Annotated in this window: 11 protein-coding genes; 7 read left to right on the top strand and 4 right to left on the bottom strand. The window is 55.5% G+C overall.

Annotated elements, in window-relative coordinates:
* Nucleotides 1-10: 10 nt before the first annotated feature.
* Together degQ and zapG are read right to left on the bottom strand one after the other, a co-directional pair.
* Nucleotides 11-1,384, bottom strand: a complete 1,374-nt coding sequence (degQ, locus tag D9980_RS17085; RefSeq protein WP_121607931.1) for a serine endoprotease DegQ — start codon at nucleotides 1,382-1,384, stop codon at nucleotides 11-13.
* 199 nt (nucleotides 1,385-1,583) lie between these two features.
* A complete protein-coding gene (zapG, locus tag D9980_RS17080) occupies nucleotides 1,584-1,982 on the bottom strand; it encodes a Z-ring associated protein ZapG (RefSeq protein ID WP_024483697.1) in 399 nt (132 codons plus the stop codon).
* 230 nt (nucleotides 1,983-2,212) lie between these two features.
* Between zapG and zapE the strand changes: the two genes are divergently transcribed.
* The 5 genes from zapE to sspB all read left to right on the top strand — a co-directional run bounded on the left by zapE (nucleotide 2,213) and on the right by sspB (nucleotide 6,015).
* Nucleotides 2,213-3,343 carry a cell division protein ZapE gene (zapE, locus tag D9980_RS17075; protein ID WP_121607930.1) on the top strand — a complete coding sequence of 377 codons (1,131 nt, stop codon included), beginning with the start codon at nucleotides 2,213-2,215 and terminating at the stop codon, nucleotides 3,341-3,343.
* Nucleotides 3,344-3,639: 296 nt separating this feature from the next.
* Nucleotides 3,640-4,068 carry a 50S ribosomal protein L13 gene (rplM, locus tag D9980_RS17070; protein WP_021180678.1) on the top strand — a complete coding sequence of 143 codons (429 nt, stop codon included), beginning with the start codon at nucleotides 3,640-3,642 and terminating at the stop codon, nucleotides 4,066-4,068.
* 15 nt (nucleotides 4,069-4,083) lie between these two features.
* The gene (gene rpsI, locus D9980_RS17065) at nucleotides 4,084-4,476 is read left to right on the top strand and encodes a 30S ribosomal protein S9 (protein ID WP_021180677.1); all 393 of its coding nucleotides are present in this window, start codon (nucleotides 4,084-4,086) and stop codon (nucleotides 4,474-4,476) included.
* Between the two features lie 388 nt (nucleotides 4,477-4,864).
* Nucleotides 4,865-5,506, top strand: a complete 642-nt coding sequence (gene sspA / locus D9980_RS17060) for a stringent starvation protein SspA (protein ID WP_024483694.1) — start codon at nucleotides 4,865-4,867, stop codon at nucleotides 5,504-5,506.
* 5 nt (nucleotides 5,507-5,511) lie between these two features.
* A complete protein-coding gene (sspB, locus tag D9980_RS17055) occupies nucleotides 5,512-6,015 on the top strand; it encodes a ClpXP protease specificity-enhancing factor (protein WP_037376229.1) in 504 nt (167 codons plus the stop codon).
* Nucleotides 6,016-6,404: 389 nt separating this feature from the next.
* On the opposite strand, the gene D9980_RS17050 is transcribed toward sspB, so the two are convergent.
* Both D9980_RS17050 and gltB read right to left on the bottom strand, forming a co-directional pair.
* A complete protein-coding gene (locus tag D9980_RS17050) occupies nucleotides 6,405-7,823 on the bottom strand; it encodes a glutamate synthase small subunit (RefSeq protein ID WP_121607929.1) in 1,419 nt (472 codons plus the stop codon).
* 11 nt (nucleotides 7,824-7,834) lie between these two features.
* Nucleotides 7,835-12,295 (bottom strand): glutamate synthase large subunit, encoded by a 4,461-nt coding sequence (gene gltB, locus D9980_RS17045; RefSeq protein ID WP_121607928.1) that lies wholly within the window; start codon nucleotides 12,293-12,295, stop codon nucleotides 7,835-7,837.
* Nucleotides 12,296-13,114: 819 nt separating this feature from the next.
* Here gltB and D9980_RS17040 point away from each other — a divergent pair.
* Nucleotides 13,115-14,041, top strand: a complete 927-nt coding sequence (locus D9980_RS17040; RefSeq protein WP_121607927.1) for a TIGR01212 family radical SAM protein — start codon at nucleotides 13,115-13,117, stop codon at nucleotides 14,039-14,041.
* Nucleotides 14,042-14,155: 114 nt separating this feature from the next.
* On the top strand, nucleotides 14,156-16,495 hold the full coding sequence (arcB, locus tag D9980_RS17035) for an aerobic respiration two-component sensor histidine kinase ArcB (RefSeq protein WP_121607926.1): 2,340 nt from the start codon (nucleotides 14,156-14,158) through the stop codon (nucleotides 16,493-16,495).
* The last annotated feature ends 199 nt before the right edge of the window (nucleotides 16,496-16,694 follow it).

Genomic DNA, 16,694 nt, shown 5'->3' with positions numbered 1-16,694 from the left:
TCGCAACAAATTAACGTAGCAACAGATAAATGTTTTCGTCGCCACGAACGATGTTCAACGCCATCACCGCCGGTTTAGCCTCAAGCAGTTTACGCAGTGCGTTGATGTTTTCAACGCGCTGACGGTTGACGCCGATGATCACATCTCCTTTCTGCAGGCCAAACTGCGCCGCCGGAGTGCCTTTATCCACCTTGTCGATCTTCACGCCTTTATCACCGTTTGGCAGCGCACCGTTGGTGAGGGAGGCACCTTGCAGCGCAGGCGACAGCGTTTCGGCATTGGTTGATACGCTTTCGCTGTTATCCAGGGTGACGGCAACGTCCATGGCTTTGCCTTCACGCAGCAGGCCTATTTTAACGGTAGTGCCCGGTGCGGTGGTGCCCACTTTGGCACGCAGCTCGGCAAAGCTGCTGATAGGCTTGCCATCCAGGGAGACCAAAATGTCGCCAGCTTTGATCCCGGCTTTGGCGGCGGCGGATTTTGGCATTACTTCACTGATAAAGGCTCCGCGTTGGGCATCCGTATTGAATGCTTTCGCCATATCGGCGGTCATTTCACTGCCTTTGATGCCCAGCAGACCGCGCTTCACTTCGCCAAACTCAATCAACTGCTTGCTCAGGCTCTGTGCCATGTTACTTGGAATGGCGAAGCCGATACCGATGTTGCCGCCGCCCGGTGCCAGGATCGCGGTGTTGATACCGATCAGCTCACCGTTCAGGTTCACCAGCGCGCCGCCGGAGTTGCCACGGTTGATGGAGGCATCGGTCTGGATGAAGTTTTCCAGCCCTTCCAGGCTCAGGCCGCTACGGCCCAGTGCGGAGATGATGCCGGAGGTTGCCGTCTGACCAAGGCCGAACGGGTTACCGACGGCTACGGCGAAGTCACCAACACGCAGTTTGTCGGAGTCGGCGATTTTTACCGCCGTCAGGTTTTTGACATCGCTGACCTGCAGCAGGGCAATGTCAGACTGTTCGTCGCGGCCAATCAGCTTGGCGTCATATTCGCGGCCATCATTGAGCTGTACGCTGATCTTGTCGGCGTTGTTGATGACGTGATTGTTGGTGAGGATGTAACCCTTCGCCGCGTCAATAATCACACCGGAACCCAGCCCTTCAAACGGGCGAGTGCTTTCCTTCGGTGTAGGCATGTTCGGGCCAAAGAAGAACTTAAACTGCTCTGGCAGCTGTGGCTGGCGTTGTACCTGAGTGCCTTCTACACGCACGCTAACGACGGCGGGCAGCACTTTTTCCAGCATCGGCGCCAGGCTTGGCAGCGACTCACCAGCAACGGCGGCAGGCATGGCTGCGTTGGCTGCCGGGAGGGAGGCAAATGCCAGGCTAATGCTCATTGCTAATGCACTAAGAATTAAAGATCTTTTCTTCATTGGTTATAGCTCTCTCAAAATCTGCCGGTGAAATTTTTTACGATACTGCCATAGCAATACCATTTGTGAAGTCTAGGACAATGAATTTACGCGAAAAGTTCACTTAATCGTCAAGAGTAAGCATAGTCAGGGCGGGGAATTAGGGACGAACAAAGTGAACAACCCGTGGGTTTTCCCCACGGGTCAGTATAACGGGGAATTAATTGCTGCGTGGTGCGCCGCGCAGCAGGCCAGATGCCCCTTCGGAGTAGTCACGAGGCATCTCCACCGGAGCCTGATCGTTATCCGCTTCCGATTCGGACAGACGGTAGCGGAACGGGTTGTCCTGCATCGGCAGATCCGGCAGCAGGTTATTGGAGCTTTTCGCCATATGTTGATACAGCTGGCGATAGTCGCGCGCCATGTTATCCAACAGCTCGGCACTGCGGGCAAAATGGCCAACCAACTCCTGACGGTACTCTTCAAGCTCGGTTTTGCTTTTATCCAGTTCGTTTTGCAGCACCTGCTGCTGACGTAATTTACTGTTACCAAAACGCATCGCTACCGCACCGATCACGATACCGACCACCAAACCAATCAGCGCATACTCCCAGGTCATGATGACTCCTATTTTGACTTCGTTGTTCCGCAGGGATTTTTCACTTAATAATATCCACTATAACCGTTAACCTTGTCCGAGTGGAATCCTGATAAGCCAATACCTGCAGTTTGCAGGGGTTTTCTTGGGGTACAACGCCGATAAATGTGGCGATCAGGGTGCGAAGCGGCTGCCATCCGCCGCGAAAATTGGATAAATAAATTCTCAGCGTTGTTAGGGATTGCGAATACATGCAGGCACAGTCACCGTTATCACGCTACCAGCAGGCGCTGGATGCGGGGGAATATCAGGCCGATGCGGTTCAGCGCCAGGCCGTTACGCAGTTGGATCAAATTTTTCAGGCGTTGCAGCAGATCCCGGCTCCCGCCGCCGCTAACGCTGGCAAGCGCCGTAACCTGCTTAGCCGTTGGTTAGGTAAAAGTGAGGAAACCACCACGCAGCGGCCGGTACAGGGGCTGTATATGTGGGGAGGCGTTGGCCGGGGTAAAACCTGGCTGATGGACCTGTTTTTCCACAGTCTGCCCGGCGATCGCAAACTGCGGCTGCACTTTCACCGCTTTATGCTGCGGGTGCACGAAGAGCTGACGGAGCTGCAAGGGCAGGAAAACCCGCTGGAGATCGTCGCGGACGGCTTCAAGGCGCAAACGGACGTGCTGTGTTTTGACGAGTTCTTTGTCTCCGACATCACCGATGCCATGCTGCTGGCAACGCTGTTGCAGGCGCTGTTCGCTCGCGGTATTACGCTGGTGGCCACCTCTAACATTATTCCGGACAACCTGTATCGTAACGGGCTGCAACGCGCACGCTTCCTACCGGCGATCGATTTGATCAACGAGTATTGCGACGTGATGAACGTGGATGCGGGCATTGATTATCGCTTGCGTACCCTGACGCAGGCCCATCTGTATCTGACCCCGCTCAATCAGCAAACGCAGGACACGATGGACCACATCTTCCTCAAGCTGGCGGGCCACGCCGGGGAAGAGGCTCCGGTGCTGCAAATCAATCACCGGCCAATGCCTACCTTGCGTGCTGTGGAAGGGGTATTGGCGATCGATTTTCATACCCTGTGTGAAGAGCCGCGTAGCCAACTGGATTACATCGCGTTGTCACGCCTCTATCACAGCGTAATGCTGTATAATGTGCGCATTATGGGGCCGCTGAAGGAAAACACCGCCCGCCGCTTCCTGGCGCTGGTGGATGAATTCTATGAGCGCCACGTCAAACTGGTGATCGCCGCCGAAGCCTCGATGTTCGAGATCTACCAAGGCGAACAGCTGAAGTTCGAGTTTCAGCGTTGCCTGTCCCGCCTGCAGGAGATGCAGAGCGAGGGGTATCTGAAGCTGCCTCATCTGCCGTAAACGGCGTTCGGGCCTGGCTTTCAGGCCCAGTTTCATCCCCGATTATCGTCGCCAAATCGGTCCCCTGCGCTAAATCCGTTTTCCCGGTAAAAACAGGTCGACCTTTGTGAGCGACTTCTCTATAATCTTGCGACCCCACGTTACAACAAAGTTTTTTTCCCAAAACTTTGTATAGTGCCGGCAATGGCTATTCGAAGGGGTAGGTTTGCTGGACTTGTATGGTCGTGTGAGCCTCAACTGTTTTCGAGCGTTGGGTGAACACCTACGTGTAACTAAATTATTGGGTAAGCTTTCTAATGAAAACTTTTACAGCTAAACCAGAAACCGTAAAACGTGACTGGTACGTTGTTGATGCAGACGGTAAAACTTTAGGCCGTCTCGCTACTGAACTGGCTCGTCGTCTGCGCGGCAAGCATAAAGCGGAATACACCCCGCACGTTGATACCGGTGACTACATCATCGTTCTGAACGCAGAAAAAGTTGCTGTAACCGGCAACAAGCGTACAGACAAGGTGTATTACCACCACACCGGCCACATCGGTGGTATCAAGCAAGCGACCTTTGAAGAGATGATTGCCCGCCGTCCTGAGCGCGTGATTGAAATCGCGGTTAAAGGCATGCTGCCAAAGGGTCCGTTGGGTCGTGCAATGTTCCGTAAACTGAAAGTTTACGCGGGCACCGAGCACACTCACGCGGCACAGCAACCGCAAGTTCTTGACATCTAATCGGGATTATAGGCAATGGCTGAAAATCAATACTACGGCACTGGTCGCCGCAAAAGCTCCGCCGCTCGCGTTTTTATCAAGCCGGGCAGTGGTAACATCGTTATTAACCAGCGTAGCCTGGAACAGTACTTCGGTCGCGAAACTGCCCGCATGGTAGTTCGTCAACCGCTGGAACTGACCGACATGGTTGGCAAATTCGATTTGTACATCACCGTTAAAGGTGGTGGCATCTCTGGTCAAGCTGGCGCTATCCGTCACGGTATCACCCGTGCACTGATGGAGTACGACGAGACTCTGCGTGGTGAATTGCGTAAAGCTGGCTTCGTCACTCGTGACGCGCGTAAAGTTGAGCGTAAGAAAGTCGGTCTGCGTAAAGCACGTCGCCGTCCGCAGTTCTCCAAGCGTTAATTTTTTCTGCTTCGGCAGAACGATTTACGCGAAAAACCCGCCTCTTCGGCGGGTTTTTTTATGCCCGCAAAAAGATTAAAATTCATATAAATCAGTTTATTAGGTGATAAGGCAACGCATAATCACCACAAAACAGTCAAAATCTGGTAAACTATCATCCACTTTTGCGCCTGTTCGCCATGCAGTGCTGTCAGTCTACCTCCGAGGCCGTTTTCCAGACCTAAGGTTTATCTGTGAGCTGCGGGCTTGCGGTCACGATTATTCAGGATAGCAGCCTGAGATACCCAATCAATTTCACGTCGCAGCCAGGCGGCAACAACGCAATGGCTCGTGGAGTGATGGGTATTTTGGCTATTCGCCGTATTTTCTAGATAACTTGGAGGTTTTCATGGCTGTCGCTGCCAACAAACGTTCGGTAATGACGCTGTTCTCTGGCCCGACCGACATCTTTAGCCATCAAGTACGTATCGTACTGGCGGAAAAAGGCGTCAGCGTCGAGATCGAGCAGGTAGAACCCGATAATCTGCCGCAGGATCTGATCGACCTCAACCCATACCAAACGGTACCGACGTTGGTCGATCGCGAGCTGACGCTGTATGAATCCCGTATCATCATGGAATACCTTGATGAGCGTTTCCCTCACCCGCCGTTGATGCCGGTGTATCCGGTGGCACGTGGTGAAAGCCGTCTGATGATGCTGCGTATCGAGAGAAACTGGTACACGCTGATGTACAAAATCGAGCAGAGCAACGGCCAGGAAGCTGAATCAGCACGCCGTCAACTACGCGAAGAGCTGCTGGCGATTGCGCCAATCTTCGGCCAGACCCCGTATTTCATGAGCGAAGAGTTCAGCCTGGTAGACTGCTACCTGGCCCCGCTGTTGTGGCGTTTGCCGCAACTGGGTATCGAACTGAGCGGTGCCGGCTCCAAAGAGCTGAAAGGCTACATGACCCGCGTCTTCGAGCGTGATGCATTCCTGGCCTCTCTGACCGAAGCCGAGCGCGAAATGCGCCTGCAGACTCGGGGCTAAGCATCATGGATATGTCTCAGATGACCCCGCGCCGTCCTTATCTTTTGCGGGCATTCTATGACTGGCTGTTGGATAACCAACTGACTCCGCATCTGGTCGTAGACGTAATGCGCCCAGACGTGCAGGTTCCGATGGAATTTGCACGCGATGGTCAGATTGTGCTGAACATTGCTCCGCGTGCCGTAGGCAACCTGCAGTTGGGTGACGACGAAGTGACCTTCAACGCGCGCTTTGGTGGCGTACCTCGTCAGGTGCTGGTGCCAATGGCGGCCGTGCTGGCGATTTATGCACGGGAGAACGGGGCAGGTACCCTGTTTGAACCGGAAGCCAAGTATGAAGATGAAGGGGCTTTCGAAGGGTTGGAAGAGGTATCTAGCCCAACGGGTAGCCTGATGTCAGTGGTTGATAGCGATCGTCAGGATAGCTTGGAAGACGACAACGGCCCTGATGATGAACCGCCTCAGCCGCCACGCGGTGGTGGTCGTCCGGCGTTGCGTGTCGTGAAGTAAGCTACGGCAAGCAGGGAAAAAGGTGCAACTCAGGTTGCGCCTTTTTTATTGCCTGTAGATTGGGGGGATATCTAGGCTGCTGAGTCGTTGTTTCCCCTCACCCCAACCCTCTCCCAAAGGGCGAGGGGGCTGGCCGGAGCGCTTGGTTGGCCCGTGCGGCTTCGGGCAGTGGGGAGTAAGAAGGATGAGGCATATACTGTGAATTCGTTCGGCAAAGGGCAAGGTGGGGTGATTCGGTGGTGTGTTTGTAGGCTGTTTTACTACTCGTATTAAAGTTTGATGCAAGAGTTAATCGTGGCACATTCGGTTCCCTCTCCCTGTGGGAGAGGGTTAGGGTGAGGGGCATCACCTGAAGCATGACGCCACCTCTAGCCCTCAACCGATATAAATCACACTTCCAGATAACACATGATGCCTTCGGCAGCTTTGCGCCCTTCGGCAATCGCAGTAACCACCAGATCGGAACCGCGAACCGCATCGCCACCGGCGAAGATTTTCGGGTTGCTGGTCTGGAAGGCGTTATCGACCGATTCTGGGGCCACGATGCGGCCCTGCTTGTCCAACTGCACGTCGTGCGCGGCCAACCAGTCCATCTGGTGCGGGCGGAAGCCAAAGGCCATCACCACCGCATCGGCGTCGATCACGTGCTCAGATCCAGGTACCTGTTCAGCAACCTGGCGTCCATTGGCATCCGGGGCTCCCAACTGAGTGCGCACCATCTTGACGCCAGCGACGCGCCCCGCGCTGTTAAGCTCAATGCTCAACGGCTGCAGGTTGAACTGGAACTCGACCCCTTCCTCGCGCGCATTCTTCACTTCGCGTTTGGAACCCGGCATGTTCGCCTCATCCCGGCGATAGGCACAGATGACCTGAGTCGCGCCTTGACGAATAGAGGTGCGTACGCAGTCCATGGCGGTGTCACCACCACCCAGCACTACCACACGCTTGCCTTCCATGTTGACATACGGCTCGTGCTGTTCTGGCTGGTAGCCCATCAGTTGCTTGGTGTTGGCGATCAGGAACGGCAGCGCATCGTACACGCCCGGTGCCTCTTCGTTCTCCAATCCACCACGCATCGATTGATAGGTACCTACGCCGAGGAACACCGCATCGTATTCGCTCAGCAGCGCATCCATGGTGATGTCTTTACCGACCTCGGTATTGAGCTGGAACTCGATACCCATCTCGCTGAAGATGCCGCGGCGTTTTACCATCACCTCTTTTTCCAGCTTAAAGGCCGGGATACCGAAGGTCAGCAAACCGCCGATCTCTGGATGACGATCGTAAACCACTGCTTTCACGCCGTTACGGGTCAATACGTCGGCACAGGCCAGGCCCGCCGGGCCTGCACCAATAACGGCCACCCGCTTACCGGTTGGGTGCACGTGGGACATATCCGGCTTCCAGCCCATCTCGATGGCTTTATCGCTGATGTAACGCTCGATATTGCCGATGGTCACTGCACCAAACTCGTCGTTCAGGGTGCAGGAGCCTTCACACAGGCGATCTTGCGGGCAAACACGGCCACACACTTCCGGCAGGCTGTTGGTCTGGTGTGCCAGATCCGCCGCCTCCATGATGCGGCCTTCATTCGCCAGTTTCAGCCAGTTCGGAATATAGTTGTGAACCGGGCATTTCCATTCGCAATAGGGGTTGCCGCAGGACAGGCAACGGTCGGCCTGTGATTTCGCCTGGGTTTCCGAAAAGGGTTCATAGATCTCTACAAACTCAATTTTGCGGATCTTCAGCGGTTTCTTTGGCGGATCAACGCGCTGCAGGTCGATAAATTGATAAACGTTCTGACTCATTCAATGACCCCTTACTGCGCCTGAACCCGCAGCTCGGCTGCGGAACGACTACGGTGACCCAACAATGCTTTGACATCACTGGACTTCGGTTTGACCAGCGCAAACTTCGGCGCCCATACCGGCCAGTTAGCCAAGATCTCTTCTGCCCGTGATGAACCGGTCAGTTGCACATGCTCGGTGATCAAACCGCGCAAGTGCTCTTCATGGATCGCCAGTTGATCGACATCCAGCACTTCCACCAGTTCCGGGTTGACGCGTTTGCGGAACTCGCCGTCTTCGTCCAGTACATAGGCGAAGCCGCCGGTCATGCCCGCACCAAAGTTGATGCCGGTCTTGCCCAAGACGCAGACGATGCCACCGGTCATGTATTCACAGCCGTTATCGCCAATGCCTTCAACCACGGTAATTGCCCCGGAGTTACGCACGGCGAAACGCTCCCCGGCACGGCCTGCGGCGAACAGCTTGCCACCGGTTGCGCCGTACAGGCAGGTGTTGCCGATGATGCTGGCCTCGTGGCTGCGGAAGGCAGAGCCCACCGGAGGACGCACGGCTATACGGCCACCGGCCATCCCTTTACCGACGTAGTCGTTGGCATCGCCGGTCAGGGTCAGCTCAACGCCACCGGCATTCCATACGCCGAAGCTCTGGCCTGCGGTACCGGAGAAATGCGCCTTGATCGGATCGGCTGCCATCCCTTGGTCACCATGCAGTGTGGCAATGGCTCCTGACAAGGTCGCGCCGACGGAGCGATCGGTGTTACGAATATCGAAATAGAAGGTCTTGCTGTGCTTGGCCTCGATATGCGGTTGCGCCTGTGCCATCAGATCCTTGTTCAGCACGCCCTGATCGAACGGTGGGTTGCTGCTTTCGGTGCAGTGCAGGGCTTTGCCCGCGTGTGGCGTGGCGGTTTTCAGCAACGGCGACAGATCCAGCTTGTTCTGCTTGGCGGAGATCCCGTCGAGCTCGGTTAGGAACTCGGTGCGGCCAATCAGATCGACCAGTTGGCTGACACCCAACGTAGCCATGATCTCGCGGGTTTCCCGAGCGATAAACTGGAAGTAGTTGGTCACGCGCTCTGGCAGGCCGTGATAGTGATCGCGGCGCAGTTTTTCATCTTGAGTTGCCACGCCTGTCGCACAGTTGTTCAAGTGGCAGATACGCAGGTATTTACAACCCAGCGCGACCATCGGGCCAGTGCCGAAGCCAAAGCTCTCTGCACCCAGAATGGCCGCTTTGACAATGTCGACGCCGGTTTTCAGGCCACCATCCACCTGCAGGCGGATCTTGTGGCGCAGGCCGTTGGCCACCAGTGCCTGCTGAGTTTCCACTAGGCCAAGCTCCCACGGACAGCCAGCATATTTAACTGAAGATAACGGGCTTGCACCGGTGCCGCCGTCGTAACCGGCAATGGTGATCAGGTCGGCATAGGCTTTCGCTACGCCGGTGGCAATGGTGCCCACGCCCGGCTCGGAAACCAGCTTCACCGAAATCATCGCTTTCGGGTTCACCTGTTTCAGATCGAAAATCAGCTGTGCCAGATCTTCAATCGAATAGATATCGTGATGCGGCGGAGGCGAAATCAGGGTAACGCCTGGCACCGAATAACGCAGTTTGGCGATATACGGCGTGACCTTATCGCCAGGCAACTGACCGCCTTCACCTGGCTTGGCACCTTGGGCGACCTTAATCTGGATCACGTCGGCGTTCACCAGATAGGCTGGCGTCACGCCGAAGCGGCCAGAGGCCACCTGCTTGATACGGGACACCTTGTTGGTGCCGTAGCGCGCCGGATCTTCACCGCCTTCACCGGAGTTGGAGAAACCGCCCAGGCTGTTCATGGCAATCGCCAGCGACTCATGGGCTTCCGGGCTGAGTGCCCCGATGGACATGGCGGCGGTATCGAAGCGTTTGAACAGCGATTCGGCCGGTTCAACCTGATCGACCGGGATCGGCGCGCCTTTCGGGGTGATCGCCAGCAGATCGCGCAGTGTGGCAATCGGGCGCTCGTTCACCAGCTTTGCGTAAGCCTGGTAATCGCTGTATTCACCGCTGTGCACCGCTTTTTGCAGCGAGTTCACCACGTCTGGGTTATACGCATGGTATTCGCCATTGTGGACGAACTTCAGCAGGCCACCTTGATCCAGCGGCTTGCGTTTCAGCCAGGCGCGTTTGGACAGGTTTTGCAGATCTTGCTGGAAGTCGCTGAAGCTGGCACCGCCGATGCGGCTTACCACGCCCTGGAAGCAGAGCTCGGACAGGTCACGGTGCAGGCCGACGGCTTCAAACAGTTTGGAACAGCGGTAAGAGGCGATAGTCGAGATGCCCATTTTGGACATGATCTTGTACAGCCCTTTATTGATGCCGTTGCGGTAGTTGAGCATCACGTCGCGGTATTTCTTGTCGATCGCCTGGCTATCGACCAGCTTGGCCAGCGTTTCGTAGGCCAGATACGGGTAGACGGCGGTGGCACCAAAGCCCAGCAACACGGCGAAGTGATGCGGGTCGCGGGCGCTGGCGGTTTCAACGATGATGTTGGCATCGCAGCGCAGGTTCTTGTCCACCAGGCGGGTCTGGATTGCCCCCACCGCCATTGGCGCCGGTACCGGCAGACGCTGGTTGCTGATGGCACGGTCGGACAGGACCAGTAACACTGCACCGTCACGGACTTTACGTTCCGCTTCGTCGCACAGGGCATGGATGGTCTGCTCCAGATCCTGCTCCGCCGGATCGAAGGTCAGATCGAGGGTGTCGGCACGGTAATATTCGCCTTCCAGCGTCGTGAGCTGCTTGAAGTCTGAATAAAGCAGGATTGGCGATTTGAAGCTCAAGCGGTGAGCCTGGCCTTCGGCTTCGCAGAATACGTTCATCTCGCGGCCGATGCTGGTGGCCAGAGACATGACGTGGGCTTCACGCAGCGGATCGATCGGCGGGTTGGTGACCTGAGCGAACTGCTGGCGGAAGTAGTCATAAATAATGCGTGGACGGCTGGAAAGCACGGCGAATGGGGTATCGTCACCCATCGAACCGGTAGCTTCCTGGCCGATCTCGCCCAGTACGCGGATCACCTGGTCTAGCTCTTCGCTGCTGTAGCCGAACTGCTTCTGGTAGGTTTCCAGCGTGGCGTCATCCAGCTCGCGGCTGCCCACCTGATCTTCCGGCAGGTCTTCGAACGGCACCAGACGCTTAACGTTCTTCTCCATCCACTCTTTATACGGGTGGCGGCTTTTCAGATCGTTGTCGGTTTCGGCTGAGTGCAGGATCTTGCCGCTGCGGGTGTCGATCACCATCAGTTCGCCTGGCCCAACGCGGCCTTTTTCGATGACTTCATCCGGCTGGTAATCCCAGATGCCGACTTCTGAGGCACAGGTGATCAGCTTGTCTTTGGTGATGACGTAGCGCGCCGGACGCAGACCGTTACGGTCCAGGTTACAGGCGGCGTAGCGGCCATCGGACATCACGATGCCTGCCGGGCCGTCCCACGGCTCCATGTGCATCGAGTTGAAGTCAAAGAAGGCGCGCAGATCGGTGTCCATATCCGGGTTGTTCTGCCAGGCTGGTGGCACCAGCAAACGCATGGCACGGATCAGATCCATACCGCCTGCCAGCAACAGCTCCAGCATGTTATCCAGAGAGCTGGAGTCGGAGCCGGTTTCGTTAACGAAAGGCGCGGCGGCCTGCAAATCCGGGATCAGCGGGGTCTGGAACTTGTAGGTACGAGCACGTGCCCACTGGCGGTTACCGGTGATGGTGTTGATCTCACCGTTGTGCGCCAGATAGCGGAACGGCTGTGCCAAAGGCCAGCGCGGCACGGTATTGGTTGAGAAGCGCTGGTGGAACAGGCAGATGGCCGATTCCAGCCGCAGATCGGCCAGATCCAGATAGAAGCGTGGCAGATCGGCTGGCATGCACAGACCTTTGTAGATCGTCACCAGGTTGGAGAAACTGCACACATAGAAGCTGTCGTCCTGGACGCGCTTCTCGATACGGCGACGGGCCACAAACAGGCGGCGCTCCATATCACGTGGACGCCAGCCCGCAGGGGCGTTCACGAAAATCTGTTCAATACGCGGCAGGGAAGAGAGGGCGATCTCACCCAGAACGTCCGGGTTGGTAGGAACTTCGCGCCAGCCGACGATCGACAGCGTTTCGTTCTGCAGCTCTTCTTCAACAATGCGGCGGCTGGCACGGGCTTCCTCTTCGTTCTGGCTGAGGAACATCATGCCAACGGCGTAGTTCTTGGCTAAACGCCAGCCGCGCTCTTCCGCCACCATGCGGAAAAAGCGATCGGGCTTTTGCAATAACAGGCCGCAACCGTCGCCAGTCTTGCCGTCAGCAAGAATTGCACCACGGTGTTGCATGCGGGCCAATGCGTGAATAGCGGTCCTCACCACTTTGTGGCTAGGTTCGCCTTCTATGTGGGCGATCAGGCCGAAACCACAGTTGTCCCTCTCATGGGATTTATCGTACAGCATATCAGTGAACCTCCCCAGGCTCTGTGTGACTCTTACAACCCACTGCGAAGGGCCTGCTCAATTTCAGGCAGAAGTCCAATCAGCAAGGTTAATATCGCCAATCTGCTTTTCCGCCCTCCATCAATGGCCTCTCGTGACGGTTCTCACAAGTGGTAAATGACTTGTTTTAAGAGGGAGTCTTAAATTACTGCATAATTATGACGAGACGTTTGCCCGTCCAGAAAGCTTCCAGCGGACCTCCAACTTAGCGAGAAAGAATACGCAGGTCAAATATGGGCTTAACAGGGATTTCGATGGCTTGCATGAGGTTTATGATGATGAAAAATAAGTTTTTTCAGACGATTTTGGCTCGATGGAAAGGCAGGGGGAGTGCCGCAAAAATGTGAGCTGTCTCACTATAGTGCAATGCCTGAATCTCTGCACCATGCTAGTGCTGGCGGCAATGTCGGAATTTTATGCTGGGAAATTTATATTTATTGTTGTTTATAACTGTTTTTCATCGCTTTGTCATAAAGCTGTTAACAGTGCGCTGAGGATTAGAAACTTTCATCGAGATAAAAATGATTTTATTTGCACTAATAATGAATAGTTATGCCTGCGGCGGCCTTTGGGGAAAAGCGTTGATCCCTGTCATCGCGGGAAAAGCCTTATTATCATACCCTATGGAGTTCAAGTTGCAGCTAGGCGGCCAGCTTGCTCATCCCCAGGAGCTTACTTTTGGGTAAGTGACTGGGGTGTGCAAGTGCAGTCAACAACGCTGCGGCTTGAAATACGACGGGTATAGCGTAACGGCCTTCAAATACAGAGAACACCAAGATTATGCAGTTGCCGCAATTAGTCAATATGTTTGGTAGCGATCTTCAGCACCGTTATGGGGAGAAGATCCACAAACTCACGCTGCACGGTGGGTTTAGCTGCCCAAACCGCGACGGCACGCTGGGGCGCGGCGGCTGTACTTTCTGCAACGTGGCCTCTTTTGCCGATGAACAGATGCAGCAACAAAGCATTGCGGAGCAACTGGCCATTCAGGCGCAGAAGGTTAACCGGGCCAAGCGCTATCTGGCCTATTTCCAGGCCTATACCAGCACCTATGCCGAAGTTGAACTGTTGGCCAACATGTACCAGCAGGCGCTGACGCAGGCTGAGATGGTAGGCATCTGTGTCGGCACCCGGCCAGATTGCGTGCCGGAAGCAGCGCTCGATCTGCTGGCAGGCTATCGTGAACAGGGCTTCGAGGTGTGGCTGGAGCTGGGGCTGCAAACGGCGCACGATAAAACACTAAAGCGCATCAACCGTGGCCACGATTTCTCCTGTTACCAGCAGACCAGCCGCCTGGCGCGGGAACGCGGCCTGAAGGTATGCAGCCATCTGATCGTTGGCCTGCCCGGAGAGACTCATCAACACCATTTGGCCACGCTGCAAGCGGTGGCTGAGAGCGGGGTAGACGGCATCAAGCTGCACCCGCTGCATATCGTCACCGGTAGCACCATGGCGCGAGCCTGGCAGGCAGGGCGTTTGCCCGAGCTGTCGCTGGAGGATTACGCATTCAGCGCCGGGGAAATGATCCGCCATACGCCGAAGGAGATTATCTACCACCGCATCTCGGCCAGCGCCCGTCGCCCGACCCTGTTGGCACCATTATGGTGCGAAAACCGTTGGAACGGCATGCAGGCCGTCGGCGGCTATCTTCAGCGGCATGGTGGTCAGGGGTCGGCTTTGGCTGCAGACCAGCAATACCTGCCTTAAAACCCCGCTCTCAGGTTGTGAATTGCAACCATTCCCACAGTTCACAGTAAGGTTTCTTATCTTAACCGTATTTTACGGTATGATTTGAGAGATTATGTCTGTTGGGAATGGCTCATGAAGCAAATCCGGGTGTTAGCCCAGTACTACGTTGATTTGATGGTAAAACTGGGGCTGGTGCGCTTTTCACTGTTGCTGGCTTCAGCGCTGGTGATACTGGCGATGGTGGTGCAGATGGCGGTCACTATGCTGCTGCGTGGTGAAGTGGAAAGCATCGACGTGGTGCGCTCCATCTTCTTCGGCCTGCTGATCACGCCGTGGGCGGTTTACTTCCTTTCGGTGGTGGTGGAGCAACTGGAGGAATCGCGCCAGCGCCTGGCTAGGCTGGTGGATAAGCTGGAGGAGATGCGCAATCGCGATCTCGCGCTGAACCAACAGATGCAAGAGAACATCAGCCAGCTCAATCAGGAAATTGCCGACCGTATCAAGGCGGAGCAAGATCGCCAACAGGTGATGGATAAGCTGACCGAAGAGATGGAGCAGCGCGAACAGGCACAGGTGGAGTTGGGCCAACAATCGGTATTGCTACGCTCTTTCCTTGATGCCTCCCCCGATCTGGTTTACTACCGCAACGAAGAAAAAGAGTTTTCCGGCTGCAACCGGGCGATGGAATTGCTGACCGGAAAGAGTGAAAAACAGCTGATCGGCCTGACCCCCTTTGATGTCTACAGCAAAGAGATCGCCGAAAAAGTCATCGAAACCGATGAGAAAGTGTTCCGCCACAACGTCTCCCTGACCTATGAACAATGGCTGGTGTACCCAGACGGTCGCAAGGCCTGTTTTGAACTGCGCAAGGTGCCGTTTTACGACCGCGTGGGCAAACGTCACGGGCTGATGGGCTTTGGCCGCGATATAACCGAGCGTAAGCGCTACCAGGACGCGCTGGAGAATGCCAGCAGGGAGAAGACAACCTTTATCTCAACGATCAGCCACGAGCTTCGTACGCCGCTTAATGGCATCGTCGGCCTGAGCCGTATTCTGCTCGATACCGAACTGAACGATGAGCAACTGAAGTATTTGAAAACCATCCACGTCAGCGCCATCACCCTTGGCAATATTTTCAACGACATCATCGAGATGGATAAACTCGAGCGGCGTAAGGTCCAGTTGGACAATCAGCCGGTCGACTTTACCGGCTTCCTGGCGGATCTGGAGAACCTCTCCGGCCTGCTGGTGCAGCCGAAAGGGCTGCAGTTCGTGATGGAACCCGAGTTACCGCTACCGGAGAAAATCATTACGGACGGCACACGCCTGCGGCAGATCCTGTGGAACCTGATCGGCAATGCGGTGAAGTTCACTCAGCAAGGCCAGATCGTGGTGCGCGTCAGGCGTGAAGAGCAGGAACAGATCGTGTTTGAGGTTGAAGACTCAGGCATGGGGATCCCGCAGGATGAGCAAGACAAGATTTTCGCCATGTATTATCAGGTCAAAGACCAGAACGGCGGGCGTCCTGCGACCGGCACCGGGATCGGTCTGGCGGTCTCCAAACGGCTGGCGCAGAGTATGGGCGGAGATATCACGGTAAACAGCGCACAAGGGCACGGTTCTTGCTTCACCTTGACCATCAAGGCGCCAGCGGTGGAGGAAGTGGTCAATGAGGTCCAGGCGGTGGAAGAAATGCCGCTACCGGCGTTGCATATCCTGCTGGTGGAAGATATCGAACTGAACGTGATCGTGGCCCGTTCGGTGCTGGAGAAGCTGGGTAACAGCGTTGCGGTGGCCATGAACGGCCGCGATGCGCTAGCGATGTTCGACCCGGACGAGTTCGATCTGGCCCTGTTGGATATTCAACTGCCGGATATGAGCGGGCTGGATATCGCCCGTGAGCTGCGCGAGCGTTATGCGGGCCGCTCGCTGCCGCCGTTGATTGCGTTGACAGCTAATGTCCTGAAAGACAAGAAAGAGTATCTTGAAGCGGGCATGGACGATGTGCTGAGCAAGCCGTTGTCGGTACCGGCCTTGACCAAGATGATCAAACATTACTGGGATCATCAACCCCAACATACCACAAAGAAAACGGAGCAAAAGTCGATGCAGATTAATGAATCGTTATTGGATACCGCAATGCTGGAGCAGTACATGGATTTGGTGGGGCCACAGCTGATCCATCAGAGTCTGGCGATGTTTGAACAGGTGATGCCGGGGTATCTGGCGGTGCTGGATTCCAACATGACCGCGAAGGATGAGAAAGGGATCACCGAAGAGGGGCACAAAATCAAGGGTGCCGCTGGCTCCGTCGGGCTAAAACATCTGCAACAGTTGGCCCAGCAGATCCAGACGCCAACGTTACCAGCCTGGCAAGACAACGTGCAAGAGTGGGTCGATGAGCTGAAGCAGGAATGGCGCAATGACGTGGCGGTGCTGCGAGCTTGGGTAGAGAACGCTGAAAAAAAATGACCCCAGCCGAGGCCGGGGTGCGCGAATATTGCGCCAACACCAGGGAAATCATTAACCTGCGTATTGGTTTTTAGCGTTCTGGTAGAGCAGGTGGTACAAAATTCGTATACATCATACAGCGAACAACATAGCAAATGTAAGCGCTCTTGTTAGAAGAATCATTAAAATATGTGATGTAGTTAGTATTTGTCGCCTCTGG

It is taken from the genome of Serratia sp. 3ACOL1, assembly GCF_003668775.1.
GTDB lineage: Bacteria > Pseudomonadota > Gammaproteobacteria > Enterobacterales > Enterobacteriaceae > Chania > Chania fonticola.
Note: the sequence above shows the minus strand (reverse complement) of the source record. Positions and strands in the feature narration are given on the sequence as shown.